We start from the raw sequence: 25,813 nt of genomic DNA, 5'->3' as shown, positions 1-25,813 counted from the left end.
CGTCGCGACGAGTCTTCTATTGAGCGCGGAAGACTCGTTGCAGTTCTTCCAGGGAGGTTTCGCCTTCGGCGACGTATTTCAGCCCCTCTTCTTTGAAGGTGAGCATCTTCTCTTTGCGGGCCTGCGCCTTGATCGCTGCGGCATCTCCACCAGCTGCCACGACTTTCTTCATGTCGTCGGTCATCTCGATGAGTTCAATCATCGCGGCTCGGCCCAGATATCCACTTCCGCCACAGCGACGGCACGGTCGGAGATCCTCGCCTGGTTCCGGCTGAGGCGGACGATACAGCGTCTGCACATCTTCCGGCAGTCCGACCTTTTGAATCAGCTTTGGGTTCGGACGGTAGGGCTGCTTGCATTTTTCGCAGAGCCTGCGAATCAGCTTCTGCCCGAAGACGCCGTTTACCGCTTCCGCGACACTCTTGGGATCTTTGAGAATCTTGCCCAGGTTTTCGATCGCCGAAGCGGCATCTCGGGCCTTCATTTCCGAGACCATTGTGATCTCTTCATGCTTCTCAATGGCCTCCCGGACCGTTTTTTCATTGTCGAACGGCTCGACGAAGGCGACATCGCCTTCCATACGAATCAGCCGCTGCAGAGCCGTGCCGAGTTCCTCGCCCTCGCGACGCTCGAACTTCGAGACACTGCCCAACTCGCGATGTCCCGTGTCGAACAGAGCAAAGGTCGCCTGGACGTAGGCATCGATCCCTCGAATAATCGCGAATGCCAGACTGGTAACGCCCGATCCTGGAGGACCCGCCGCCAGGACAATACCTTTCTTTCCCGTCATCTCGCGAATCTTCGCGATTGACTCCTCACTGAAGCCAAGCTCGGACGGACTGTATTTGGCATTCTTGACGTCGACCAGATGCAGGTTGAGGCGTTCGCCTTCCTTGCCGGGGCGTGTTTCAATGACGAGCAGATATTTGCGGTCATCGAACTCGGCTCGAATTCCACCTGTCTGTGGCTTGGTTCGGTCTTTGGGATCCATGCCGCCGACCAGCTTGAGGACCTGCGTCACGGCAATCGCTTCTTTGCCGATCAGCCGACCGCCGGAATAGCCGATGCCGTCGACATACAGCTGGACCATGGCCCCTTTTTCGCCCTTCGGTTCGATCCGGAGCATTTCGGCTCGGCGTTCGAGGGCGTCGGTGACAAGTTCTTTGGCCCGCAGCAGACCGACTTCGGCCAGGCGAGCGTGAGCGGCAATGTCGACTTCCACGCCGCTGATCGTTCCCTGAAAGAGGACGAGTTCGACTTCATCTTCCAGGTCATCATCCTGGCTCTTTTTACCGAAACCGAAAATCACCAGATCGACTCCACGTTAATGGTCAGTGAGCACCTTCAAAGTTGGGATCGTCGGCCACCGTACGCAAAGAGCTGCCGTCCCGAGGTCAAATTCTACACATCGGGAACGGCCAGGTGGCAGTCTCCGCTATTCTGGAGAGAATTCGGCCGATTACAATCCGTACGCCGACAAAGTTTTCTTGAGGCTGGCGACGCCGGCGTCTTCGAGCCTCGTCAGCGGCAGCCGGAGATCTCCCGTGTCGCGGCCGAGCAGAGCCATTGCCGCTTTGACGGGAATCGGATTGGTGGCCAGCGAAAGCATATCGCGGCAGAGACCGAACAGCTTGAAATGCAGTGTTCGGGCTTCGTCCCAGTTACCGGCCAGAGCCGCGTCGACCATGGCTTTCACGTCTTTGGCAACGATGTTACCAACCACGGACACGACGCCGCTTCCGCCCATCGACATCATCGGCAGAGTCAGGCTGTCGTCGCCGGAGAGAACCGTCAGGTTCGAGCCACCGAGGATTTGCGATGCCTGGTCCATCGACCCGGTCGCTTCCTTCACAGCCACAATGTTTTCCAGTTCGGCCAGTCGGAGAATTGTTTCCGGCTCGATATTCTTGGCGGATCGTCCCGGGATGTTGTAGACCACGACCGGCAGTCCGCCTTCTTCGGCGACGGCCTTGTAGTGCTCATAGAAGCCCGACTGCATCGGCTTGTTGTAGTAGGGCGAGACAACCAGAGCGCCGTCGGCTCCCGCCGATTTGGCGTGCTTCGTCAGGCGGATCGCTTCGGCCGTGCTGTTCGAACCGGTCCCGGCCATGACTTTGGCCCGTCCGTTCGACTGCTCGCAGACAATGGCGATGACGCGGTCGTGTTCATCGTGCGAAAGTGTTGGACTTTCGCCGGTGGTGCCGCAGGGTGCCAGCGCTTCCACGCCAGCATCGATCAGTTCATCGACCAGTTTCCGCAGACCCTGTTCGTCGACCTGATTGTCTTTGAAGGGAGTGACCAGAGCTACTGTCACTCCCCGAAACATCTCCCCTTTGCGCGTCATGTTCAAACCTGTTTGCTGGATACCGTTGAATGAATGAAAAGTGAATGCCGACTGAAGCAGATGAGTTCAGACACAGCCGGCGATCGTGATGTTCGGCCTGTTGGAGATTAGCGACTCTTCCAGTCGATTTTGGACATTTCCGCCAGAGCCAGCACCAGAGCCTGAACGCCATCGCGACCGTGCCCCAGAGCCTGCAGAGAGATGTAGAGCTGCTGAGCCATCGCCAGGCCCGGCAGCGAGATCTGCATCCGACGAGCTTCCGCCAGGGCGATGCCCATGTCCTTGATGAAGTGTTCGACAAAGAAGCCGGGATCGAAATCGTTCTTCATCATTCGCGGGCCGTAGTTCGACAGCGACCAGCTGCCGGCTGCCCCGGAAGAAACGGATTTCATCACCGTTTCCAGATCGAGACCCGCTTTGTAGGCGTAAAGCAGAGCTTCGCAGACGCCGATCATGCCTGTGGCGATCAGCGTCTGATTGACCATCTTCGTGTGCTGGCCGGAACCGGCTTTGCCCTGATAGACGATCGTTTTTCCCATCGCTTCCCAGCAGGGATTCAGAGCGGTCACGACGTCTTCATCGCCGCCAATCATGATTGAAAGAGCCGCATTGCGAGCTCCGATGTCTCCTCCGGAAACCGGGGCATCGACAGCGTGCACGCCCTTGGCCTTGGCGGCTTCGTAAATTTCGACAGCCAGCGACGGCTCGCTCGTGGTCATGTCGACAAGCACAGAACCTTCTTTCGCACCGGCCAGCGTTCCCTGTTCGCCGAGGAAGACTTCGCGGACATCCTTCGGGAAGCCAACGATGGCGAAAACGACATCGGACTGCTCGGCGACTGCTTTCGGACTGTCGCACCACTGAGCACCCTGATCGAGCACGTCCTGCGACTTCTCTTTGGTCCGCGAGTAGACCGAGAGGCTGAATCCGGCTTTGATCAGATGACCGGCCATGCTGCGGCCCATCACGCCTGTCCCAATGAATCCAATTTTCGTCTGACCGGGCTGAATCGTGAGTTGCGGCATTGTTCTGTAAGGTCTCTGTCTATTCAGTCTGCAAAATGTCGATGACGCAAGCGTCCGGCGAGTCGCTGTGAGAGCGGCGGAGCGTCGAAAAAGTCGAGCGATCAGTATAGTTCGCTAATTTGTCATTTGCACGCCCATGCGGAGAAGCCAGCGGCATTCCGGACGTGGGAAACCGATTTCCACCGACTGATTCGCGGTCGCTGATCCAGAATGCCATCGAAGAACGGATGGCCCAGACGCGTGCGTCTCGGGGACGAAGCCACAGGAAGTCGGTGACCGGCGTCCTGAATCCCTCGACTTTAACCCCAAGACCGGCGGGATACCTGCTTCCTGTCGCGGACGCGACTCAGAGGTACACCTCTGAGGCATCCCGTTGCAGGCGACTATTCGGCAGCCGCTTCTTCTTCGGCCATGGCTTCGTCGTTCTGCTGATCGGTTCGCATTTCGAAGAGAAAACGGGACGGGATCGTCTTTCGCGGTTTGCCCCATTTGCGACGGGTTTCGGCGAAGGTCATTGTCAGCGACTCCTGAGCCCGGGTCACAGCCACGTAAGCGAGGCGTCGTTCTTCCTCGATATCCTGCCGCGTTCCCTCGACCGAACGCTTATGCGGAAGGAGACCCTCTTCCATTCCGACCAGATAGACGCGGGGGAACTCAAGTCCCTTCGCACTGTGGATCGTCAGCAGTTTGACAGCGTTCCGTTCGAGTTCTTTCTTGTTATCGGAGCCGAATTCGTCGCGATCGTTGAGCGTCATTTCATCGAGGAACTGATGCAGACTCGGCTTGGCCGACCGACGCGAATAATCGTCGAGGGCATCGGCCAGTTGCTCGATAGATTCCAGCCGCGTGGTGACCTGGGCCGGCTCTTTGTAGAGCTTTTCCACTTCCTGCCGGTACTTCAATTCTTCGACCAGCTGTCGGAACGACTGAGCCAATGTCTGCGGACTTCGCAGGAACCGGTTTCGCCAGCCCTCGATTTTCTGTTCGAAGTTCGTAATTGCCTGGGAAACGCGCGGTGTCAGGTCTCCCCGAGCTGTCGCATCCTGGGCGGCTTTGAAAAAGGGATCTCCCTGCAGGATCGCCCGCTGCATCACCTTTTCGACGGTGGAAGTCCCGATGTTCCGGGCGGGCGTATTGATGATTCGCAGCAGCGCCGATTCGTCCCGCGGCTGAACGATCACGCGCAGATAGGCCAGCAGATCGCGAACTTCTTTACGGTCGTAAAACGACTGGCTGCCGAGAATCACGTACGGAATCTGTCGACGACGGAGTTCCGATTCGAAGGCCCGCGGCTGCTCGTTGGTGCGGAACAGAATGGCGAAGTCGGACGGCTGGCAGTTCCGTTTCGCGATGAGATAGCTGATTTCGAGCCCAATCCGCTCGGCTTCGATGACTTCATCGGGAAACTTCTCGAAGCGGACCGGTTCAACTGCTGGTTTGGTCGATCGCAGCACTTTGCGGTGCCGTTCCCGATTGTAACTGACAAGGCGGTTCGCCACGTTCAGAATCTCATCGGTGCAGCGATAGTTGTCTTCGAGCCGAACGACCTTCGCTGTCGGGAAATGGGTCTGAAACGACAGAATGTGCTTCACCTCGGCTCCGCGCCAGGCATAAATCGACTGGTCATCATCACCAACCACACAGAGATTCTTATGCGGGGCGACCATCGCCTGAACGAGCCGGAATTGCAGCTGGTTCGTGTCCTGATACTCGTCGATCTGGACATAATCGAAACGATCCTGTTGTCGCTTCAGAGCGTCCGGATACTCGCTGAACAGTTTGTCGGTGAGCAGGAGCAGGTCATCGAAGTCGACGCTGTTACGGGCTCGAAGGCGATCGCAGTATTTGCGGTATGCCATCGCGGCGAGAAACTCACGGTCGTCCGTGGCGGCATCGGGAGCCTGGCTGGTGGAGACGCCGGCTGACTTCCAGCGACTGATGATCGAAAGCAGATCGCCCGGCTTGAGAGCCGAGTCCTGCACGCGGATCGAACGCAACACTTCCCGGGCCATCGACTCCTGATCGCCGCGATCGATAATGGTGAAGTTCTGCCGAAAGCCGAGTGGTTCGATCTCTTCGCGGAGGATTCGCACGCAGAGCGAGTGAAACGTTGAAATCCAGGGCTTCGTCTTGCGGCGACCGATCAGGTTCGTGCACCGTTCGGTCATTTCCTTGGCGGCTTTGTTGGTGAACGTGACTGAGAGAATACGCTCAGCGGGAACGCCCTGGCCGATCAGCAGGGCCATGCGCGTGGTGATGACGCGAGTTTTCCCCGTCCCGGCTCCCGCCAGCACGAGCAGCGGTCCCGAGAATGTCGTCGCGGCATCTCGCTGCGAGGCATTGAGCGAGGAGAGAAGCTTACTGGACTGCATGGCGAATTTCGTGTTGAACGGCCGGAAAGCCGTGGGATGGAGCGAGTGGCGATCGAGAGCGTGCGGTGGGATCTTGGGGACGCCGCAAACGGGGAGACATCATAGCTGCTTGAACCGCAGGAGTCCCCGGCATTGTCTCGGAATTTCCGAGTTGTCAGCTGATCACGTTGAATCAGCCCTTTTTCGGCTTTTTGCGGACCAGAGCCCGGAAGGCCGTCGTCATTTCCTGAACCGACTGCCAGCGGTCATCGGGATTCTTTTCGAGACCCTTCATGATGATCTGCGCGACAGAATCGGGAATGCCCGGAGCGACCTCACGGATCTCTTTCGGCGGACGGTTGAGGTTCTTAACAATCTGATCCAGCGTTTTGCCTCGAACGTAGGGAAGCTGATTGGAGAACATCTGGAAGCAGGTCACCGCGTAGGAATAGACGTCGATTCGCTGATCAGTCTTCTGCCGCCGGACCAGTTCCGGAGCCATGTAATCGGCTGTGCCGGTGCGGTTTCCGGGTGCCTGAAACGGTGCAGTATTCGGGACCGCGAGTCCGAAGTCGATCAATTTAATCTGACCATTCGCGGTGGTGAGAATGTTTTTGGGGCAGAAATCGCGATGGATCCAGCCCTGTTCGTGGAAATAGTGCAGGGCCTCGCCCATTTTGATGATCCAGGTCATCCGATACCGTTCGAGTGTTTCGTTCTGAAGTTCGACCAGCTGCTGGAGTCCGAAACCGTCGATGTATTCCATCACGATGAATGGCTCGTTCTCGGTGCTCAGGCCGTACTCGAGCGTCTTGACGATGCAGGGGTGCTGCAGAGACATTCCGACGGCACCTTCCTCGGGCCGGGACAGGCCGGGAAAGCGGGCGTTCATTTTCTCCAGAGCATCGCGATCGATCATCTTCAGAGCGACGAACTGCTGCGATTGGCGATCGTTGGCCTTCCAGACCTTGGACATTGTTCCCATGCCCATCTGGGAGATCAGCTCAAATCGCGATTTCAAGTTCACTCGCGGCGGACCGGACGGCTGCCGCTGGAACAGATTCTTCAACAGTTGCATGGCACTTCCATGATACGTTTCAGGCTGGCCCGCCCGGGGATTGCGAAGAGTTCTCCAGATCGTCCCTCAAGTTTACCAGAAGCCGGCGTCCCACGGGATGAGCAACATCGTGGATCGTCGCAGGTTTGCCGGAAATGTGACTCCGTGAGGTTCGCTGGCTTGCGGTCCCGGCTCGCCCTGTAGGCTGGATAGGCGCAGCCGTATCCCAGCATTGCGGGTCCATAAAACTGAGATACGCCTTTGGCAGTCCCAGCCTGCAATCGACACGGACGTTCGGAACTTACGGCTTGATTTCGCAGTAGTCGATGAACGACGCGATCTCCGTTCGCAGTTCGTTGCGGTGGATGATGCGATCGATGAAGCCGTGTGCGAGCAGGAACTCGCTGGTCTGGAAGCCTTCCGGCAACGGAGACTTCACGGTGGCCTGAACCACGCGGGGGCCGGCGAATCCGACCAGTGCCTTGGCTTCCGCCACAACCAGATCGCCCAGTGAGGCGAAGCTTGCGGCGACTCCACCCATCGTGGGGTTCGTCAGCACGGAGATGAACAGACCTCCGGCTTCATGGTAGCGGGCCAGGGCGGCTGAGACTTTGGCCATCTGCATCAGCGAGAGAATCCCCTCGTGCATACGGGCTCCGCCGCCGGAACCGCTTACGATCACGAGTGGCAACTTCAGTTCCGTCGCTTTCTCGGTGGCGCGAGTCAGCTTCTCTCCGACAACCGAGCCCATGCTTCCCATGATGAAAGCGGAATCGGTGACCGAAATGACAATGGGGCGTCCACGAAGATAACCGCGACCCGTAACGCAGGCGTCTGTCAGGCCGGTTTTCTTCTGTTCGGAGATCAGACGATCCTTATAGGGCTTGGAATCGACGAAGCCGAGCGGGTCGACCGAGCGGATGTCGGCGAACCATTCCTCGAAGCTGCCGACATCGACAAGCTGCTCGATTCGGGTCCGGGCGGGAACGTAGAAGTGATAGTCGCATTCGGGACAAATGCCGAGCAGCCGGTCGACCTGTTTACGGAAGACCGTGGACTGACATTCCGGGCATTTCAGCCAGAGCCCTTCCGGTACGCCCCGCTTCTGTGGCCGCCCGTTTGCATCCGCCTCGTCTCGTGTCATCGACAATGCTTTACCCACAAGTGCGTTATTCCGTTCAATTCTGCGCCGGCTTGCCAGGGACGTGCAGCGATTGCAGTTCGCAGCGTTTCGTCGTGTCGGCCTGGTGATGCAGGCTGACCTTGCGACCTTCGGCACAACAGGCAAACATCGTTGCCAGTGGTTCCTGGGCCACGATCAGGATCTGACGATCTTTCCGGGCGTATTTTTTTAACAATTTGTCGATTCGTTTCAACGCTTCCTGGATCGGTTCGGCATTGGGAATGAGGACCTCATTCGGGGCATCTTCCCAGTGCTTGTAGATGGTCGGAAACTTGCGTCGAACTTCGTCGATCTCAAGACCTTCCCAGAGTCCCTGATTCAGGTTCCGCAACAACTCGGTTGACTTGAGCGGCACATCGAGCTTCTCAGAGAGAATCTGAGCCGTGCCGTATGATGGATCCGACGGGCCGGTCAGAATCAAGTCGATTTCCCGATCTCCCAGGCAATCGATCAGAGATTCCACTTCCCGGAATCCGTCCTCGTTGAGTGGAAGATCCAGGGACCCCTGGACTCTGTGCTGGCAATCATAATCGGTTTGTCCAGGACGAACCAGAAAGATTTGGCACATAGATAAACCGTTGTAAAACAACGAATGGGGCGACAGCCACGCAGGCTGAGGCGTCATTCCTTTGAGAGCTGGAGCCACACCCGAGGTGCGGCTGCCAGGCGGGGTATTCTAGCCGGCAGGGCGATCGATTGCAGCCAACAGGCCGGAAACCGCTGCGGAATAGTCTTCATGGTCGAAGATTGAACTTCCACAGACAAACGTATCGGCTCCTCGCTCGGCACAAGACTGAATTGTCTCCAGTCCGATCCCGCCGTCAATGGAGAGCAACTGGTCGTCTCGCATTAACTCCTTGATCAGGAACAGTTTATCGAGTGCAACAGGCATGAATTTCTGGCCGCCGAAACCCGGCTCCACGCTCATGACGAGAATCAAATCACACGCCGAGATCCAGGGACTGATCCGTTCGACCGGCGTACCGGGGTTCAGTACGAGACCAGGGGAGCAGCCATGGGAGCGAATCGTCTCCAGCAGTTCGCCCGGCTCGGGGACCGCTTCGATATGAATCGAAATCAGATCGCAGCCGGCGTTGACATAGTCTTTGAGGTACTTCGCGGGATCACTGATCATCAGATGGGCATCAAACGGCAGTTCCGTCCGGTGACGCATCTTTTCGATCACCATCGCTCCGTAGGACAGATTCGGGACAAAATGTCCGTCCATCACATCCCAGTGAAGAACCGGAGCCCCTGCCTCTTCCAGGCGTGCGACATCGGCTTCAAGGTTCCCGAAATCGCACTTGAGCATCGAAGGAGCGATCAGCGGTCGCTTCGAGAGCAGGGACCTGGTCCGTTCATTCATGATTCTGATTTCCGGTTGAGCATCTGTAATTCCCGACAGCTCCGTCGCCGTGGACGGTGGCATAGACATTCCTGTTTGTGCCACCCGGCCGGAGTGTCGTCGCTTTACTTCAGTTTGTAGCACATCAGGCGGTCCTGCTCGCGGAGATACAGTCTACCGTCCACGACCACAGGATGGGCCCAACTCTTGTCTTCCTGATAGACCGGCATGAACTGGCCTTTGACTCGATATTCTTCAGGCGTGGCTTCAATCGCGACGACACGACCGTCCTGATAGCGGAAGATCACGTGACCATCGACGAAGACGATGGCAGCCGAGCCTTTGCCCTCGCCGCGAAGTCCGTCGCCGCCCCATTCAATTTCCCCACTCTCGAAGTCGAGGCAGGTCGGGAAACCCTGGTTCTGGTTGTGGCCGGCGTAGATGTAGCCGTCGACCAGGACGACTCCGCCGTGGTGGTTATTGAATGTCCGTTTGGCGAGCCAGTAGACCGGAACGGCCTTCACGCCGCGACCATCCTTGCTCAGCTTGAGCAGGACTGCTCCACCGCCATCGTAGCTGGATGTTGCGAAGACATGGTCGCCTTTGGTGACGGGCGTCGGGATATTCGCGACTTCGTTGGCGACCTGATTGTAACCCCAGAGGAATTCGCCATCGCTGGCCCGAATGCCGATCACGCCGCGTCCGATGAGTTGAACGTACTGCTTAACGCCGGCTCCGTTGGAAACGACGATCGACGAATAGCCGGCTCCGTCCTTGCCTTCACGTTTCTCAAGATCCGGTTCGGTGAATTCAGGGACGGCTGACCGCCAGATTTCCGAGCCGTCTTTCTTGTTCAGGCAGACGATCATCGCATCCGGTCCGCCAGGTGTGCAGAGGACACGATCGCCATCGATCAGCGGGGATTCCGAATATCCCCAGCCGGACATCATCTTGCCGTTCCACTCTTTCTTGAAGTCCTTCTCCCATTGAATCGATCCGCCTTTGGCATCGAGGCAGACGATCTTGCCGGAAGACGCGACGATGTAGAGCTTGCCGTTGTCAAAGCTCGGCGTGCTGCGGGAACCGGGATAGCTGTGTTCCGGATTGGCTTCGGTGACCGGAGTCTTCCACTTGATTCGTCCACTGGCCGCGTCGGCGGCGACGACCGCCTGACCGCCATCTTCGGTGTTGCCGGTCGTGTAGAGCGTTCCCTCAACGATCGAGACGCTGGCGTAGCCTCTGCCGAAGCCTTCGACATTGTAAACCAGCTCGGGGCCGTCTTCGCCCCAGTTCCAGTTGAGCCCCGTTTCAGAGGACTTCGCATCCATTCCCGGTCCACGCCAGTGGGGCCAGTCGGCCGCCGGGCAGACGCCAGTGAAAAATGTCAGGGCAACAGCGGAATAAAGCAGACGGCTGGCAAGCTGCATCGGGGATTCCTTTTGCAAGTTCGGTCGGGGCGGGGCTCGATCGGGACGCTCAGGAGTCGTCCCGAGTCTGGTGAAAATTACTCGATCCGGGCGGGATTCACAATTCACTCAGGACCCCTGAGGAGGTTCCGACGCTTCTTCGGAATCAGGGGCGGCCTGCGGTTCGGCTGGCTTCTCGTGATCGTGGAGGCTCATCTCCTGGCCGTGATTGATATTCGGATCAATGTGTGAGGTCGACAGAATCCGCGGACCATCGGGGTATTGGTTCAGGATCTTCTCCAGCTGAGCTGCGTCCATGACTTCCATCTCGATCAGATCGCGGGTCATATGCTCCAGAATTTCGCGATGCGTCGTGAGCATGTTGGCGACCGAAGCCATGCAGTCATCAATGATCCGTTTCACTTCCTGATCGATTTCCCGCAGCGTGTCCTGGGCATGCTCGTAATCGGCTGAGCCTCCACTGCCAGCCAGGAAGGGCGACCGACGGGTTGTCGAATAGTTCACGGTTCCCATCTTCGGACTCATCCCGAACTCGGTTACCATGCGGCGAGCCAGATCAGAGGCACGTTCCAGATCGTTCTGTGCTCCCGTGGACTGCTCGTTGTAAATGATTCGTTCGGACGCCAGACCTCCCAGCATCACGCAGATGCGGTTCTCCAGTTCACTCTGTGTCACCAGATAACGGTCATCGGCTGGCCGTTGCAGGATGTAGCCCAGGGCTCCGAAGCCACGGGGAATAATCGAAATCTTGTGCACCGGATCAGTCTTTGGCAGACAGCAGGCGACCAGAGCGTGGCCACATTCGTGGTAGGCGACACGCTTCTTCTCTTCTTCGCCGATGATGCGGGTGCTTTTCTCGAGACCGGCAATGACGCGTTCGATCGCTTCCTCGAACTCCGGCATGCCCACCCGTTTCTTGTCCTTCCGGGCCGCCAGCAGAGCAGCTTCGTTGGCGAGGTTGGCCAGATCGGCTCCCGAGAAGCCAGGGGTCAATTTGGCGAGGCGACCAAGATTCACGCTGTTGTCGAGCTTGATCCGCGAAGCATGGACTTTGAGGATCTGCTCGCGGCCTTTGTAGTCCGGTTTGTCGACGAGCACATGGCGGTCGAACCGGCCGGGACGCATCAGCGCGGGATCGAGAGTTTCGGGGCGGTTGGTGGCTCCCATCACGATAACTGACTGGTCGGAGGCGAAACCGTCCATCTCGACGAGCAGGGCATTCAGCGTCTGTTCGCGTTCGTCGTGTCCGCCCGGCATGCCGCTGCCGCGAGTTTTTCCGAGCGCGTCGAGCTCGTCGATGAAGATGATACTCGGCGACCGCTGAATCGCCTGCTGGAATGTATCCCGTACACGGGCCGCTCCCACGCCGACGAACATCTCGACGAAGTCGGATCCGGAAAGTCCATAAAACGGCACGCCGGCTTCACCCGCGACGGCTTTGGCGAGCAACGTTTTCCCGGTCCCCGGAGGTCCGACGAGCAGCACGCCGCGAGGAATCCGCCCGCCCAGTGCCTGATATTTGGCAGGTGTCCGCAGAAACTCGACGACTTCCCGCAGTTCATCGACCGCTTCATCGATCCCGGCGACATCCCCGAACGTCGTTTTGATGTCTTCCTGTGAGACGAGTTTGCCGCGGGTGCGGCCGAACGACATGGCGCTGCCGGTTCCGCCCATTCGCCGGAACATCATGATGAAGAAGAGGATGAACAGCACCAGAAAGAGCAGGTAGAGCAGCGACTCGATCTGAGCGGGCGGCGAGGAGCCGTCGTACTCGATGTCGTTATCATTCAGCTTGGTTTTCAGACCGGCGAGCACTTCATCGGGGATCCCGACGATATTAATGCGATACTTGATCAGGGCCTGAGACGTCGAGTCGTCTTCCGCAGCACCGTTCGTGTTTCCAATCACGATGTCTTCATCGCCTGCCGGAGTCGGTGCCGCTTCGGTCGGATCGGTCGTTGTGCCTTCCGGAGTCGCTTCGCTGCTGCCGAGAAGCGAGCGTCCTTTACTGAGATTGGCTGCGTCCTCTTTCGACATGTTCTGGAAGGTGATCGAAGTGATTCCGAAGACCAGCTCGTGGACGTTTTCGTTGTTGAACTCCCCGGAGTCGAGCTTCTTCTCGAATTCGCTGAGTTTGATTCGCTTGGAGCGGGCATCGTTGGTCAGATACGTAAAGACCGCGGCGAGGAAAACGCCGCCGACCAGCAGCAGCCAGAAGGAGAAACTGGAGGGTTTCTTGTCTTTCTTACGAGAGGAACCGGACTCGTTGGAATCGGGATTTTCTTCTGGACCATACGAAGGCTGATTCATCGACTGTTGACCTGAAAGATTTAGCGGCTCGCCGACTTCGTCGCGCTGGCCGCTGAAGGATTCCAATTTTTCCGAGATTAAACGCAATCGTCCTCAGATTCCGCCGCTTCTGCCTGCCGGGCAGACGAAGTGGACGATGAGCCTTCAGACGATTGGCAGATGACCTGCTGAACAGGTCAGATCTCCCTCGCTGATACTAGGACGGATCTGCAGGGGCGTCAAACAACTGATCTGGGAGGGAGTCAGCGAAACTTATGCCAATCTCACCGGCAGTTGCGAGCCATTTCAGAGCGATTCGATCTAGCGATGTTTGCGGATCGCTTCGGCTTCGGCCTTGGGATCGAACTGAGGATTTGGCGTTTGCGGAATCGGAGCGTCGATTTCCTGTTGCCACGCGGTCAGTTGATACAGAAGCTCCCGCTTCTGATCGGGGTGCGTCTCCGCGAGGTTGTGTTGTTCCCCCGGATCGTCCAGCAGGTTGTAGAGTTCGATGCCTCCATCTTCGAAGTACTGATGCAGCTTCCAGGGGCCGTAACGTACCACGCTGCAGGGACGCGTGCGGAACAGCGGATCGCGGCATTCCTCCCGTTCGACCTGACCGGAGGCCTGCAGATACGCCGGGAAATGCCAGTACAGCGGGCGTTCCTGGACGGCACCCCGTTGTCGCAGCATGGGCACAATCGAGCGGCCGTCGCAGATCTGATCGGGCATCTCGATGCCCGCCATTTCGCAGAGTGTCGGATAGAGATCGACGCCGATGATTGGACTCTCGCACTTCGACCCCGCCTGCACGACGCCGGGCCACTTCACAAAAAACGGCTCGCGAATTCCCCCTTCGTAATAGGTGCCTTTATACCCACGCAGCGGAGCCATGTCCGTCGCCGCTGCCAGTCCACCGTTATCGGAGAAAAACAGGACAATCGTGTTGTCGGTCAACTGAAGTTGATCGAGCGTTTCGACGATCTGCCCGATCCCGTCGTCGACGGCCTGAATCATCGTCGCCATCGTGACATGTTTGTGCAGTTTCCCCGGCGATTTGTCCTGATACTTGTCGACGAGTTCTTTCTTCGGCTGCAGTGGCGTATGGACTGCGAAGTGCGACAGGTACAGCAGCCACGGTTTCTCCTGCTGGTTGCGAATGAAGGCACAGGCTTCGCGACTCAGGCGATCGGTCAGGTATTCGTCAGCCGGAGCATTTTCCAGACCGGGCACCTTATGGGGCGGGTAGTAGCCTTTGGGTGGGCTTCCCGAATGTGTGCCGCCGATGTTGATGTCGAAACCATAATCACGCGGGTCATCGCTCAGGTGCCACTTGCCCATGATCGCCGTGGTGTAGTCGGCTTCCCGAAAGCACTCCGCCCAGGTCTTGATATCCGGGCGAAGTGTCTCGACGCCGGGAACGTGTTTGAGGCGGCGGTGTCGGGCATCGCCACGAGGTCTCGTGCCCACGTTGTAGATTTCGTGACGTGGTGTGTACTGCCCCGACAGCAGACAGGCCCGAGCGGGAGCACAGTTCGCGGCTGCCGAGTAGGCGTTCGTAAAGACCATTCCTTCGCCGGCAAGGCGATCGAGGTGAGGCGTCTCGAAGAAGTCGGAGCCCATGAAGCTCGCATCGCGCCAGCCGAAGTCGTCCAGATAAATGAACAGAATGTTCGGCGGTTGTTCCGCGAGCACGCGGCCGGAGAGGGATAAAATGCAGAGCAAGACGAAAAGGTTGAGACGAAGCAGGACGGTCATTAGCAGCCCTTCAGGTTCAGAGTGGACAGGACCCTGTCACACTACCACGCGGTCCGGCGGATGTCGAATCTCAGCGATGGCGGCTCTCAACTGCGGAGCTTCAGAACGAGTCTGGCAGCGTCACCCGCGAGCGTTTCGGCTGCTGCCAGTGAATCCGGTTGTCGGTCAGAATTCCCTGGCGGATCGCGCAGTTCATGCAGACTTTCTCGTTCCCTTTCTGAATGTAGATTTCGCCGATCTGAAGGAGGTGGAAATGTTCTTCGTCCGGATTGCGGTAGTAGCAGTACTCTTTGGTCGCATTCGGCTTCACGATCGCATTCCAGCCATCGTTGTGCGGCACATAGAGTCGTCGGTCGGCGGACTCGGTTGAAGAGGAGTCGGCTCTGGACATGACATCGGCTCCGATCGGCAGAGAAGAAACGTCGAATGAACGAGGCTTCATTATAGCCAATCCCAGAGCCGGAAGCAGGGGCATCTTCGATTCCGAAAGTCGTGAGACTGCTTATTCCGGCTTGAAGCGATACCCGACGCCGCGGACGGTTTCAATGAGATCGCCGGCATCGTTCAGCTTCTGACGCAGCGAGCGGATATGGACATCGATCGTGCGCTCAAGTGCGTTGGCATCTTCGCCACGACAGGTATCCATCAATTCGTTGCGGCGGAAGGGGCGTCCCGCCTGTCGAACAAGAGTCCACAGCAGCTTGAACTCGGTCGGAGTCAACGCGATCTCTTCGCCTTCGATCGTGGTGCGATGATTGATTCGATCGACAAAGACACCGCGACAGGAGGCGGAGTCCTGGGCGCTGTTCTTGGAAGTCGGCCGCCGGAGAATGGCTTTGATCCGGCTGACAAGCGGCTTGATCTTGAACGGCTTGGTGACGTAGTCGTCGGCACCCATGCTGAAGCCGACGATCTCATCGACTTCTTCGCTCTTGGCTGTGAGCATCACAATGCGGATGTGCCGCGTCCGGGAGTCGGACCGAAGCTGCCGGCAGACTTCCATGCCATCGATGATGGGAAGCATCAGGTCAAGGATGATGAGGTCTGGCAGAGCCGCCTGAGCTCGACGGAGACCATCCTGCCCGTCGGTCGAGGTAATGACTTCGAAGCCGTCTTTCTGCAGGTTGTAGGCCAGAGCGTCCGCGATCGAACGTTCGTCTTCGATAATCAGAATGGTCTGTTGGCTCATGCAGCTGTCCGACGGGGGTGGATCAGGAGGCGACTTTGTGGTCGGAACGCCCGCGATGTCGAACAATTTCGCCCTCGACGAGATAGACCACATCTTCCGCGATGTTGGTGGCATGGTCGGCGACGCGTTCAATATGACGCGACGCCGAGAACAGGTGCAGAGCTGTTTCAATCAGATCCGGTGACTTACTCATCATTTCCGTGATGGTCTGGATGATTTCCCGGTTCAGGTCGTCAACGATGTCGTCCTGTCGGCAAACTTTCCGCGCCATGGCGGTGTCGAGATTGACATAGGCATCGATGCTTTCGTGGAGCATCGTGACCGCATTCTCGGCCATCGTGTGGACCTTGGGAGGCATGGAAATCGCCGTGGCGCCCTCGAGGTAACTCGAACGCTCAGCGATATGCACTGCAAGATCGGCCACCCGTTCCAGTTCACCGGAGATTTTCATCACGGCGGCAATGCGCCGCAAATCGGTCGCGACTGGCTGGTGAAGGGCGAGGATCTTCAGGCATTCCTCTTCAATGGTGACATCGTAGTTATCGATATCACGATCCCGCTCGGCCAGTTCCCGCGCCATGCGTTGATCCGGCTTTGCGAGAGTATTCACGGCTGCGTGAATCAACTCTTCCACCATCGTACACATCGTCATTAAGGAACGATGAAGGTTGTCCAAATCTCTGATGAGGTGTACTGACATGGAGGCCGGATCCCTGGACGAAGGTGAAGATGATTTCTAAGGAGGACGACAAACGAACCGCGGCTCAGCCAAAGCGGCCCGTGATGTAATCTTCGGTCTGCTTCTCCTTGGGTGTCGTGAACAGATCGCGAGTCGTCCCGAACTCGATCAATCGTCCCTGATAGAAGAATGCCGTGAAATCGCTCACGCGCGCAGCCTGTTGCATATTATGTGTAACAATGATGATTGTATAGTTCTTTTTCAGTTCGAAGATCAGGTCCTCGATGCGGGATGTCGACGCCGGGTCGAGGGCTGAAGCCGGTTCGTCCATCAGAATGACTTCCGGGTTTGTGGCCAGCGTCCTGGCGATGCAAAGTCGCTGCTGTTGACCACCCGACATGGCCAGTGCCGACGAGTGCAGCCGGTCTTTGACCTCGTCCCAGAGTGCCGCCTGCTTGAGACTGCGAACGACGGTTTCTTCGAGCTCCTTCTTGTTTCGCTGCCCGCCAATTCGCGGTCCGAAGGCAACGTTATCGAAGATGGACTTCGGGAACGGGTTCGACTTCTGGAACACCATCCCGACCTTTTTCCGCAGCTCAACGACATCGACCTGGGAGCTGTAGATGTCTTCGCTGTCGACCATGACCTCCCCGTGAATGCGGGTCCCTTCGACGATGTCGTTCATCCGGTTCAGCGTCCGCAGGTAGGTGCTCTTCCCGCAGCCGGACGGACCGATGAGAGCCGTGACCGACTTTTCCGGCATGGCCATTGAGATGCCAAATAACGCCTGCAAAGGGCCATAGAAGAAATCCAGATTCCGGGTCTCGACCTTGATCGTATTGGTCGCGGGAGATTTGCTCTCCTGCTTTCCGGATTCCGACTTCGTCTCGGGTTCTTCCTTACGCTTGGCGATCAGATTGTCGAATGTTCGAAGTTCCATGGCGTTCTCGTCGGGAAACTGCGATGACGGGGAGTTCCCGACAGTTCCGCTTTTCAAGGGGTTACCAGTCAAGGCGTTTCGAGAAGTGATTCCGGATGTAGACGGCGATCCCGTTCATCAGCAGCAGAATGGCGAGCAGGACGACAATCGCGGCCGTTGCTACATTCTTAAACTCAGGGTCCGGGCTGTTCAACACCCAATTGTAGATCTGCAGCGGCATTACAGTGTACTGGCTCGAGGGAACCAGGAGCACTCCGCCAGGGTTGGTAACAATTTCTGAGACCCGTTCAATGTTTCCCGGGTTGAAACGGATATAAGACGCCGCACCAACAACGATAATCGGGGCCGTTTCTCCGATTGCTCGGGAGAGAGCAAGAATAATCCCGGTCATCACTCCCGGCAGGGAAGCCGGCAGGACCTGATGCCAGATCGTCTGCCACTTGGTGGCCCCGATGGCCAGCGACGCGTGGCGGATTGATTGCGGCACCGCCCGCAATGCTTCCTGGGAGGCGATGATCACGATGGGAAGAATGAGCAGCGAGAGTGTAAAAGCTCCGCTCAGCAGTGACTTTCCGAACGGAACGGGAATCTTGATCATGCCGAATCCCAGCGGAATCCCGATCGCGGTGGGATCTCCGAAGAAGCCGAACATCCGGACGAAGGCCGTGAGACCGAGGATCCCGAACACAATCGATGGCACGCCGGCCAGATTGGCGATGTTCAGACGGATGAACCGCGTCAGCCAGTTTTCGTGGGCGTATTCTTCCAGATAAACTGCGGCTCCCAGGCCGATAGGCACGCTTAAGAGTGCCGTCATCAGGATCAGCCAGCACGTGCCCCAGATACTGGCCACCATGCCCGCCCGTTCAGGGTCGGAAGACATATGGTTGGTAAGCAGGGTTGGCGTCAGCCAGTTTTCGGTGGCTTTGGCGGCTCCGGTTGCGGTGGGGTCCCAGGTTCCTGTGGCCTTCAGCAACAGGCCGGTGAGCAGGACGACAAGAACCACCAGTCCGAACCATGTGGCCAGCAGGCAGGCGAGTTCGAAAACTCGACTCGTCCGCTGGCGGCGCTTCAGACGTCTTTGAAAAACATCACTCATGAGATTGGAAGATCGGCGATTCGGGCTCAGGTTTGCGTCGGACGATTACTGATAGACTTCACGATACTTGTTAAGAATGAATTGCGAGAGCACATTCATGGCGAACGTGATGGCAAACAGCGAAAGTGCGACCGCGTAGATACTCTGGTACTGCACGCTGCCGGCCGGAGCGTCGGAGCCGGCCATGGCGACGATATTTGAAGTCATCGTGCAGATCTGTTCGAACGGATTGGCTGTCAGCGTTGGACGGACACCCCCCGCGATATTCACCGCCATTGTCTCTCCCAGTGCTCGGGAGATCGCCAGCAGAAATGACGCCAGGATGCCGGACAGAGCAGCCGGAATAACGACCTTCACCGACACATCGAACCGAGTCGAGCCCAGTGCATAGCCGGCTTCGCGAAGTCCACGCGGCACGGCTCGCAGGACGTCCTCGCTCAGCGAGGAAACCATCGGAATGATCATGATGCCGACGACCAGTCCGGCGCTCACCGCGTTGAACGTGTCGACCGGGATGCCGAAGAACCTCGCGAACGGTTCGATCACGAGCGGCGTGATGAAGACCAGCGCGAAATAGCCATAGACGACCGTGGGAATGCCCGCCAGGATTTCCAGCAGCGGCTTGATGATGCGACGAGTTCGGGGAGACGCGTATTCACTCAGGTAGACGGCGGTCGCGAGTCCAAAGGGAATACCGATCAGGGCCGCGATTCCGGTCACCCACATCGTTCCGACGAGCAGCGGAAGGATTCCGAACTCGCCTTCGCCATACTGCGGAGCCCACTTGGTATCGGTCAGGAAGTGCCAGAGTGAGACTTCCTGAAAAAAGGCAACGGAACCTCCCAGGCCGAAAATGGCCTCGGAGAACAGCACGAAGATAATCGCGGCCGTCGTTACGACAGACACGAGGGCGCAGCTGAAAAGCGAAAACTCGATGGAGGATTCCCAGATTCGCCGTCCGCTTGCTTTCGCTGCCAGACTGTGCCGTTGACCCTTCAAGAGTGCACCTCTAAGAATTTGGACGCGATGTTCATTCGAATTCAATAATTATTCGAAGGCAATCGGAAATAAGAGCCGGTGTGGAGAAGCGGCTAAATCGTCCGGTCCGTCAAAATGCAATCCGGCCCACGCGGACGCCGTGGGCCGGTGAATCAAAAGTCAGCGGTTACTGACCAACAACTTCCGAAATTTTCTCAATCCCCGCGTCAATCGTCGCCTGCGGCAGGCGGACGTATCCAACCTTGGAAACCGCTTCCTGGCCTTCTTTCAGGTAGAAGTTGGCCAGACGGGTGACTTCGGGCTTTGTCTTCAGGGCATCCTTGCTGACGTAGACGAAGAGCGGACGCGACAGGGGTTTGTAGGATCCGTCTTCGATGGTCTGTTCGTTCGGCAGGACTGCGTCAGCCTTGTCGTCGGTCGGCGAAATGCCGACGAGCTTGAGCGAGCCCTTGTTCATTACGTAATAAGCGTATCCGAAGTATCCCAGAGCGTACTTGTCGCCCTTCACGCCCTCAACCAGAACGGTGTCCTGGACAGCCGGAGTGTAGTCGTCGCGACAGGGGCTCTGGCCTTCCGGCACTTCGCCGATGATCTCTTCATTGAAGTAATCGAAGGTTCCGGACTTGTCATCCGGTCCGAACAGGCGGATTCTTTCGTCCGGCCAGCTGGGATCAAGCTGCTTCCAGGTCTGAATTTCGCTGCCGTGTTCCCACAGCTTCTTGAGTTGAGCAACCGTCAGTGCTTTGCACCAGTCGTTTTCCGGATTCACGACGACGGAGAGGCCGTCCATTCCGACTTTGAGTTCGAGCGGTTCCACGCCATTGGCAGCACAGGTTTCCTTTTCGGAATCCTTGATCGGACGGGACGCTCCGGTGATGTCACATTCTTTCTTGGCCAGGCGTTCAAAACCGGTTCCGGTCCCGGTCGATTCGACAGTCGCTTTGATGCCGAGCATGTCGTCGGCAGATTCAGCAACGCGGGCGGAAACCGGATAAACGGTGCTCGAACCGGCAATCTGCACGACATAGTCGCCGCCAGAAGAAGAGCGTGTGCTGGTTCCTTCACCGGGAGCCCCGGCGTCCGGAGCCTTGTATTCACAGCCGGCCAGCAGCCCGACGGCGGCCAGGGCGAGAGCGATTCGTGACAGTTTGACCGAGAGCGTCATTTTGCATCCTCAAATTTGTCGAACAACTGGGGTATCAGGATCGGCACCGGTTCGATCCCGGGAGGGCCCTCTGAACATTGGAAATGGCGGGGCCAGGAGCATGGGCCGCCGTCACGAAATCGTTCAGCAGCTGCCAGCGCCATCCTATCCCGGTGTGTGAAGATTATGTTAAGACTTCGTCGATTCTGGGGAAACTCCCTGATTGCCAGCATTCGCCGGGAGTCCCTGAAGTACTTTCATTAAAGGTCCAACCGCCCCGTTCGCATAAAATGTAGCGTTTCAGGCAGGCATTTACTCCTGCCCGAACGCTCGGTCGAGCGATCCTCTCCAGGGCGAATTCGAGATCCAGGGCGAATTCGAGATCCAGGGCGAATTCGAGATTCGACGGCAGGAGGAGCCTGAAAATGCTCTAAACCCTGCGGAGGATGTAAACCACGTCCTCGGTGTCACCGTCGACGGTGATGGGATCGTCGATGTCGTAATGGAAGTCAAAGGTCTCGACGAGTTCCCATTCCGGGAATTTCGCGATCAGTTTGTCCATATGCTTTTTGGTGTAGCAGCGGAAGGTCGTCGTATCTTCGATCCGGAACTGCTTGCTCGGCGTGTAGACGTCGTACTGGAAACCGATCTGTTCGGTTCGCGTTTTCGGGTTGTAGTTCATGGACCAGAGCCGGGTGTTCACCTGAAGGTGTCCGCGACGGGCTGACCATTCTTCCTCAGCTTCGTAGTCGTCGCCGACATCGGCCGGGTTCAGGTGCATGCCCAGAATGAACAGGCCGCCTTTGGTGATCGCCTCCGCTGTACAGCGGAAGTGGCCTTCCGCCTGCTTTTCGGTCGTGAGGTGCCGAAAGCTGTTGATCATATTGAAGGCGGCGTGGAACTTCTTCTTGACCGTGTAATCGGACATGTCGCCCACAACGGCCGTCGGCGGATGGCCTTTCTTGGCCAACCGGGCGTTGCAAAATTCGACCGCCTTGGGATTCAGGTCGTTTCCGGCCACTTCGTAGCCGGCATCGGCCAGCTTGTACATCAGCCGTCCGGTTCCGCAGGCAGGTTCGAAGACGCGTTTCACGGGCCGCTTGGAATAGCGCTCGAAGCAGTCTTTGAGAAAGTCGAACTCGGCTTTCCAGTCCGATCCAAAGACCAGATCGTAATATTTCGGGTAGTCGTACAAATGGCCCTGGATGACTTCGAGACTCACCAGTGAATCCTTCGGAAAAGAATGGAGCGAGGGACGCGTCGCGTGCGTCTCCTGAATTGAGAAATCAGCGGTTGAAGGCTGGATCGCCACACAATAGCGTGAATTCCGGCAAACGTTAACCCTCCCGGTCTCGGGATTGGGGAATCGCCTCTGCTTTGGGCGAGCGAAACAGCATCGGTGAGCAGGGCGGAACTCTGTCCGTGCTTTCTCTTCACAATTTCACAATTCGTTAACACCCGGCTGATACGATGGGCGCAACCGTTGTCTGGACGTGAACGCTCCGTCACCTCATGTCGATCGACGGTCCTTCCCCACACCAGGGTACAGGATACGACGCGGAAGCAATCACGCCGCATGAGGTTGTCTCCTTTCGCACGGAATCGGCGTTTGGATTGACCGTTGATTCGAAGTGTTGCGACCTTCGGATCCTGTGCATTCCCGCCGCGAACCGCAGAACGAACTCGGACCCCCCGAATGACAGTCAACATGGCCGGAACAAAGAAAACTTGCAGTGAATGCGGGGCAGCCCTGCCGCCGGCAATGGTCCGGTGTCGTGAATGTGGCCACCGCAAAGATGGATCGAGTCAGAAGCCCTCGTCGACTCAGGCGTCCGGGATCTATCGCGCGACGGCAGAGTTGCGCACTGAAGGTCCCCAGGAAGGCGCGCTCAGCCTCGATGACATGCTCTCCTTCGCCGAAGACGTCGAGTCGAATACGTCCTCGGTTTTCAAAATCTCGCGCACGGTTCCGACCAGTCAGCAGACAGGAAGCCCGGCTCCGGAAGCTCCCCAGAACGGGGCAGGGCACGTGCCACAGCTGAAAACACCCACTCCGCCCAACGGACAGCCGGTTCCGATTGTCGTCGACTCTTCCGTGCAGTCGAACAGTAATCGATCGCAGGACAGTTCGGTTGTCGTCTCGCTGGCCAATCAGGGAGCGCCGCCTTCTCCGACGCCGCCCTCGACTCCGTCACCATCTTCGCAGTCTCCGTCTTCTCCGTCTCCCTCTTCACAATCTTCGGCTGCTCAGGCACCCCCGCAGGCTCAGCCGGGCCAGCCTTCCGAGGGACTGACTGGAATCCGACGGGAACGATCGCGAAAGAACGCGGCCACGAATTTCCCGGAAACGCTGAAGGCCATCAAGAAGGCTCTGAAGACATCCCCGTCCGATTTGCGTTCTGCAGTGGAAGCGGATGGAGATCCGGACGAACAGAGAGTTCGGCCGCCGCAGAAAACGTGGAAGAAAGTTGTAAAGTCAGCTCGGAAGATTCTGGAAGCGAACTTCGACGAGCATTCCCGCGCGGCTGTGCACAAACTGTGTGATGCCCTCGAAGAACTCGGACAGGTGCCAACCCCGGAAGCCGCCGATATTCTCGTCTCGTACCTCGACGACAGGCGGCCGATTGTCCGTGAAACAGCCGCCCGTTCACTCGGTGAGACGGAGCAGCAAGCGGCTTTCGAACCGCTTATCAAGAAGTTGATTCACGAGTCGGTCGAGATGAGAGCCGCCGTGGCCCTCGGCTTGGGAACACTCGGCGACCGCCGGGCCATCCAACCGCTCATTGGACTGGCGACCGAAGACCCGCAGATGAATATCCGCGCCGCGGACGCTCTGGTCAGGATCGGCAGGCCGGCGATTCCCGAATTGATTTCCGTAGCCGAAGAACGCAACGCCTCCAATGCACTGACGGCGATCATCGCCCTCGGACGACTGGAAGACAGTCGAGCGCTGGAGGTCCTTTCAAACCAATGCTCAAACACTTCCCCCGCAATTCGAGCCACAACGATCGAGGCCATTGGACGGCTCGGCGAGTCGAAAGGCATTCGGTATCTGGTTCGCGGCCTTTCTGATCCGGATATCGGGGTGCGGATGCAGGCCGCGGTCGCACTCAAAAAAGCAGCGGACAAGCGAGCCGTCGATTCCCTCATCGAAGCTCTTAACGATCCTGACCCGGACTTCCGCGAACAGGTTGTCGGTGCCCTGTCTGCCTGCGGCGACCATGCAGCGGTTCCGCCACTGCTCGGAATCCTGCCGACTGCTCAAGGCGATCTGCTCATCGCTGTGGCGGAAGCACTCGGCAAGCTGGGCCACGAGAGTGCGGTGCCGAATCTGTGTGCGTTGCTGGAAAGCCCGCAGACCCTCTCAAATCGGGCGGCGAGGCTCAAGATTCTGGATGCTCTGCGACGCCTGAAGAACGCCGACTCGCTCCCGGTTCTGGTCAAGTTCCTGCACGACCCTCTGCCGGAAATTCGCGAAAGAATCGTCGATACACTCGGGCTGATTGGTGACACCTCGGTGGTCGTCGAGCTTGAAGCGATGTTGAAACAGGACCGCAGCGAAGCGGTGCGGGCAGCTTGTGCACGAGCCCTTGGAGAAATTGGAGATCACGAGTCGGTGGAAGCTCTCGAAGAGGCGCTTTCCGACACGCTGCAGGTGAGAATCAAAGCGGCGATTGCTCTGGGACAGATCGGGGCGTCCTCGGCGATGCTCTCGCTGACGGCGATGCTGCGTGATCAGGTTTCGGAAATTCGCTATCACGCTTCGCAGGCGCTGGCAGAAATCGGTGACAAGCGATCGATTCGACCCATCGAAGTCCTTGCCGTCGATTCCGACCCGATGGTGGTCCGAGGAGCGTTCAAAGCTCTGCAGAAGCTGGGGGATGAACGCACGGAAAAGCAGGTGCTCAAGGCGGCGAAGAAACGGGGCAAGAAAGCCACGGCTGTGAAGTCGTCCAACACGAGCATCAAAGACTTCTTCTCGCCCGACGTCATTCGGGACGTCGTCTGGCCGCATGATCCTCAGCGGCGGAATGTCGTTCTTGGTTCACTCGGGGCGGTCCTGCTGGTGATGTTCGGAGCGTTGGGCTTCGTCCTGTTCCAGCCGCCGGAGAAAGTGATTCCTCGCGGGATTCCGCTTTCGCTTTCGTTCAGTCCAGATGGTCAGAAGATCGTCGCGGGGCGTTCGATGGGAGCCCTGGAGATCTGGAAGGTCGACGGAACGAAGCCAGAGAAAACTCTGCCCATCGATCTGGGAGAACTGAAAGCGGTCGGCTATGTGGCAGATGACAATATCTGGATCGCCTTCGGCAATCAGATCATGCGGTACGACGGGGGCAAAAGTGTTCCTGTTGCCCAGCAGACTGCGAAGTTTGTTCGCGGCGAGTTGTCGCGTGACCGATCCCGGTTTGCGATCTACGACTCCGAAAAGACTGTCTACGTTTACAACACGGCGACCGGGGCGGCGGAAGGCTCGCTCAGTTTCGGTGGGTTCGGTCTGGTACAGTTCTCTGGAACAGGGGAACTCTTTGCCGCTGTCAGTGGAAACGAGATCAAGCTGTTCGACCTGAAGGCCACCGAAATCGGTACGATCTCCGTCAGGGGTTCGGTCGAATCGATCGCGTTTTCTCCCGACGATTCCCTGCTGGTGGTCAATCACGGAGGGAAACTGACCACGTTCAACCCGGAAGATCAGTCCGTGGTCCACGACCTCAAGCCGGAAGCTCCTGTTTCCTGCGGAAGGATGGCCTTCCTGGACGCCACCGAAGCGGTCCTGTTCAACTGCGATAATGGCACGGCAAAGGGAATCGGCCATTGGAAAATCGACTCCGACGAGGTCACCGTGGAAGCCGGTTCCCCGCTGAGACGCCCAAGTGCGATCTCTCCCGAGACGAACAGGATGGGCTGGGTCGAAGAGGATGAAGCGGCGATCTTCCTGTACGATCTGGGCAATGGTCAGACGGTCGAGCTCAATATCTATTGACAC

At 57.8% G+C, this 25,813-nt stretch carries 20 protein-coding genes; 1 reads left to right on the top strand and 19 read right to left on the bottom strand.

Features of this window, described 5'->3' with window-relative positions; genetic code table 11:
• Positions 1-16: 16 nt before the first annotated feature.
• The 19 genes from L1A08_RS07650 to L1A08_RS07560 form a co-directional block, all read right to left on the bottom strand.
• Positions 17-1,309 (bottom strand): ATPase, T2SS/T4P/T4SS family, encoded by a 1,293-nt coding sequence (locus tag L1A08_RS07650; protein WP_238755737.1) that lies wholly within the window; start codon positions 1,307-1,309, stop codon positions 17-19.
• Positions 1,310-1,459: 150 nt separating this feature from the next.
• The gene (gene dapA, locus L1A08_RS07645) at positions 1,460-2,344 is read right to left on the bottom strand and encodes a 4-hydroxy-tetrahydrodipicolinate synthase (RefSeq protein ID WP_238755736.1); all 885 of its coding nucleotides are present in this window, start codon (positions 2,342-2,344) and stop codon (positions 1,460-1,462) included.
• Positions 2,345-2,451: 107 nt separating this feature from the next.
• On the bottom strand, positions 2,452-3,471 hold the full coding sequence (locus L1A08_RS07640; protein ID WP_315860571.1) for an NAD(P)-dependent oxidoreductase: 1,020 nt from the start codon (positions 3,469-3,471) through the stop codon (positions 2,452-2,454).
• 281 nt (positions 3,472-3,752) lie between these two features.
• Positions 3,753-5,741 carry an ATP-dependent helicase gene (locus tag L1A08_RS07635; protein ID WP_238755735.1) on the bottom strand — a complete coding sequence of 663 codons (1,989 nt, stop codon included), beginning with the start codon at positions 5,739-5,741 and terminating at the stop codon, positions 3,753-3,755.
• A 172-nt stretch (positions 5,742-5,913) separates the two neighbouring features.
• Positions 5,914-6,798, bottom strand: coding sequence for a serine/threonine protein kinase (locus tag L1A08_RS07630; RefSeq protein ID WP_238755734.1), 885 nt, complete (start codon positions 6,796-6,798; stop codon positions 5,914-5,916).
• A 280-nt stretch (positions 6,799-7,078) separates the two neighbouring features.
• Positions 7,079-7,921: an acetyl-CoA carboxylase, carboxyltransferase subunit beta gene (gene accD / locus L1A08_RS07625; protein WP_238755733.1), complete on the bottom strand. Its 843-nt coding sequence runs from the start codon at positions 7,919-7,921 to the stop codon at positions 7,079-7,081.
• Between the two features lie 34 nt (positions 7,922-7,955).
• Complete coding sequence (locus L1A08_RS07620) at positions 7,956-8,528, bottom strand: histidine phosphatase family protein (RefSeq protein ID WP_238755732.1); 573 nt, start codon at positions 8,526-8,528, stop codon at positions 7,956-7,958.
• Between the two features lie 108 nt (positions 8,529-8,636).
• Entirely contained in the window at positions 8,637-9,389 is a 753-nt protein-coding gene (gene rpe / locus L1A08_RS07615) for a ribulose-phosphate 3-epimerase (protein ID WP_238755731.1), read from the bottom strand.
• A gap of 41 nt (positions 9,390-9,430) precedes the next feature.
• Positions 9,431-10,732 (bottom strand): PQQ-binding-like beta-propeller repeat protein, encoded by a 1,302-nt coding sequence (locus tag L1A08_RS07610; protein ID WP_238755730.1) that lies wholly within the window; start codon positions 10,730-10,732, stop codon positions 9,431-9,433.
• A 108-nt stretch (positions 10,733-10,840) separates the two neighbouring features.
• Entirely contained in the window at positions 10,841-13,042 is a 2,202-nt protein-coding gene (ftsH, locus tag L1A08_RS07605) for an ATP-dependent zinc metalloprotease FtsH (RefSeq protein WP_238755729.1), read from the bottom strand.
• Between the two features lie 300 nt (positions 13,043-13,342).
• On the bottom strand, positions 13,343-14,779 hold the full coding sequence (locus L1A08_RS07600; RefSeq protein WP_238755728.1) for a sulfatase: 1,437 nt from the start codon (positions 14,777-14,779) through the stop codon (positions 13,343-13,345).
• Between the two features lie 100 nt (positions 14,780-14,879).
• On the bottom strand, positions 14,880-15,221 hold the full coding sequence (locus tag L1A08_RS07595; RefSeq protein WP_238755727.1) for a hypothetical protein: 342 nt from the start codon (positions 15,219-15,221) through the stop codon (positions 14,880-14,882).
• Between the two features lie 60 nt (positions 15,222-15,281).
• On the bottom strand, positions 15,282-15,968 hold the full coding sequence (locus tag L1A08_RS07590) for a response regulator (protein ID WP_238755726.1): 687 nt from the start codon (positions 15,966-15,968) through the stop codon (positions 15,282-15,284).
• A 22-nt stretch (positions 15,969-15,990) separates the two neighbouring features.
• The gene (gene phoU / locus L1A08_RS07585; RefSeq protein ID WP_238755725.1) at positions 15,991-16,668 is read right to left on the bottom strand and encodes a phosphate signaling complex protein PhoU; all 678 of its coding nucleotides are present in this window, start codon (positions 16,666-16,668) and stop codon (positions 15,991-15,993) included.
• A gap of 64 nt (positions 16,669-16,732) precedes the next feature.
• On the bottom strand, positions 16,733-17,587 hold the full coding sequence (gene pstB, locus L1A08_RS07580) for a phosphate ABC transporter ATP-binding protein PstB (RefSeq protein WP_238755724.1): 855 nt from the start codon (positions 17,585-17,587) through the stop codon (positions 16,733-16,735).
• 61 nt (positions 17,588-17,648) lie between these two features.
• Positions 17,649-18,686 (bottom strand): phosphate ABC transporter permease PstA, encoded by a 1,038-nt coding sequence (gene pstA, locus L1A08_RS07575; RefSeq protein ID WP_238755723.1) that lies wholly within the window; start codon positions 18,684-18,686, stop codon positions 17,649-17,651.
• A gap of 45 nt (positions 18,687-18,731) precedes the next feature.
• Positions 18,732-19,685 (bottom strand): phosphate ABC transporter permease subunit PstC, encoded by a 954-nt coding sequence (pstC, locus tag L1A08_RS07570; protein ID WP_261362790.1) that lies wholly within the window; start codon positions 19,683-19,685, stop codon positions 18,732-18,734.
• Positions 19,686-19,851: 166 nt separating this feature from the next.
• On the bottom strand, positions 19,852-20,850 hold the full coding sequence (locus tag L1A08_RS07565) for a PstS family phosphate ABC transporter substrate-binding protein (protein ID WP_238755721.1): 999 nt from the start codon (positions 20,848-20,850) through the stop codon (positions 19,852-19,854).
• A 409-nt stretch (positions 20,851-21,259) separates the two neighbouring features.
• Positions 21,260-22,051, bottom strand: a complete 792-nt coding sequence (locus tag L1A08_RS07560) for a class I SAM-dependent methyltransferase (RefSeq protein ID WP_238755720.1) — start codon at positions 22,049-22,051, stop codon at positions 21,260-21,262.
• A 474-nt stretch (positions 22,052-22,525) separates the two neighbouring features.
• On the opposite strand from L1A08_RS07560, the gene L1A08_RS07555 reads away from it, so the two are divergent.
• A complete protein-coding gene (locus L1A08_RS07555) occupies positions 22,526-25,810 on the top strand; it encodes a HEAT repeat domain-containing protein (RefSeq protein ID WP_238755719.1) in 3,285 nt (1,094 codons plus the stop codon).
• Positions 25,811-25,813: the final 3 nt, after the last annotated feature.

Source organism: Rubinisphaera margarita (genome assembly GCF_022267515.1).
Classification (GTDB): domain Bacteria; phylum Planctomycetota; class Planctomycetia; order Planctomycetales; family Planctomycetaceae; genus Rubinisphaera; species Rubinisphaera margarita.
This window is presented reverse-complemented; position numbering and strand designations above follow the sequence as displayed.

What these genes read in the sequence shown, in the direction of transcription:
- dapA (WP_238755736.1), bottom strand. Translation starts at nt 2,344, where the DNA reads ATGACGCGCAAAGGGGAGATGTTTCGGGGAGTGACAGTAGCTCTGGTC.
- L1A08_RS07635 (WP_238755735.1), bottom strand. Translation starts at nt 5,741, where the DNA reads ATGCAGTCCAGTAAGCTTCTCTCCTCGCTCAATGCCTCGCAGCGAGAT.
- L1A08_RS07630 (WP_238755734.1), bottom strand. Translation starts at nt 6,798, where the DNA reads ATGCAACTGTTGAAGAATCTGTTCCAGCGGCAGCCGTCCGGTCCGCCG.
- accD (WP_238755733.1), bottom strand. Translation starts at nt 7,921, where the DNA reads ATGACACGAGACGAGGCGGATGCAAACGGGCGGCCACAGAAGCGGGGC.
- L1A08_RS07620 (WP_238755732.1), bottom strand. Translation starts at nt 8,528, where the DNA reads ATGTGCCAAATCTTTCTGGTTCGTCCTGGACAAACCGATTATGATTGC.
- rpe (WP_238755731.1), bottom strand. Translation starts at nt 9,389, where the DNA reads ATGCCACCGTCCACGGCGACGGAGCTGTCGGGAATTACAGATGCTCAA.
- L1A08_RS07610 (WP_238755730.1), bottom strand. Translation starts at nt 10,732, where the DNA reads ATGCAGCTTGCCAGCCGTCTGCTTTATTCCGCTGTTGCCCTGACATTT.
- ftsH (WP_238755729.1), bottom strand. Translation starts at nt 13,042, where the DNA reads ATGAATCAGCCTTCGTATGGTCCAGAAGAAAATCCCGATTCCAACGAG.
- L1A08_RS07600 (WP_238755728.1), bottom strand. Translation starts at nt 14,779, where the DNA reads ATGACCGTCCTGCTTCGTCTCAACCTTTTCGTCTTGCTCTGCATTTTA.
- L1A08_RS07595 (WP_238755727.1), bottom strand. Translation starts at nt 15,221, where the DNA reads ATGAAGCCTCGTTCATTCGACGTTTCTTCTCTGCCGATCGGAGCCGAT.
- L1A08_RS07590 (WP_238755726.1), bottom strand. Translation starts at nt 15,968, where the DNA reads ATGAGCCAACAGACCATTCTGATTATCGAAGACGAACGTTCGATCGCG.
- phoU (WP_238755725.1), bottom strand. Translation starts at nt 16,668, where the DNA reads ATGTCAGTACACCTCATCAGAGATTTGGACAACCTTCATCGTTCCTTA.
- pstB (WP_238755724.1), bottom strand. Translation starts at nt 17,587, where the DNA reads ATGGAACTTCGAACATTCGACAATCTGATCGCCAAGCGTAAGGAAGAA.
- pstA (WP_238755723.1), bottom strand. Translation starts at nt 18,686, where the DNA reads ATGAGTGATGTTTTTCAAAGACGTCTGAAGCGCCGCCAGCGGACGAGT.
- L1A08_RS07565 (WP_238755721.1), bottom strand. Translation starts at nt 20,850, where the DNA reads ATGACGCTCTCGGTCAAACTGTCACGAATCGCTCTCGCCCTGGCCGCC.
- L1A08_RS07555 (WP_238755719.1), top strand. Translation starts at nt 22,526, where the DNA reads ATGACAGTCAACATGGCCGGAACAAAGAAAACTTGCAGTGAATGCGGG.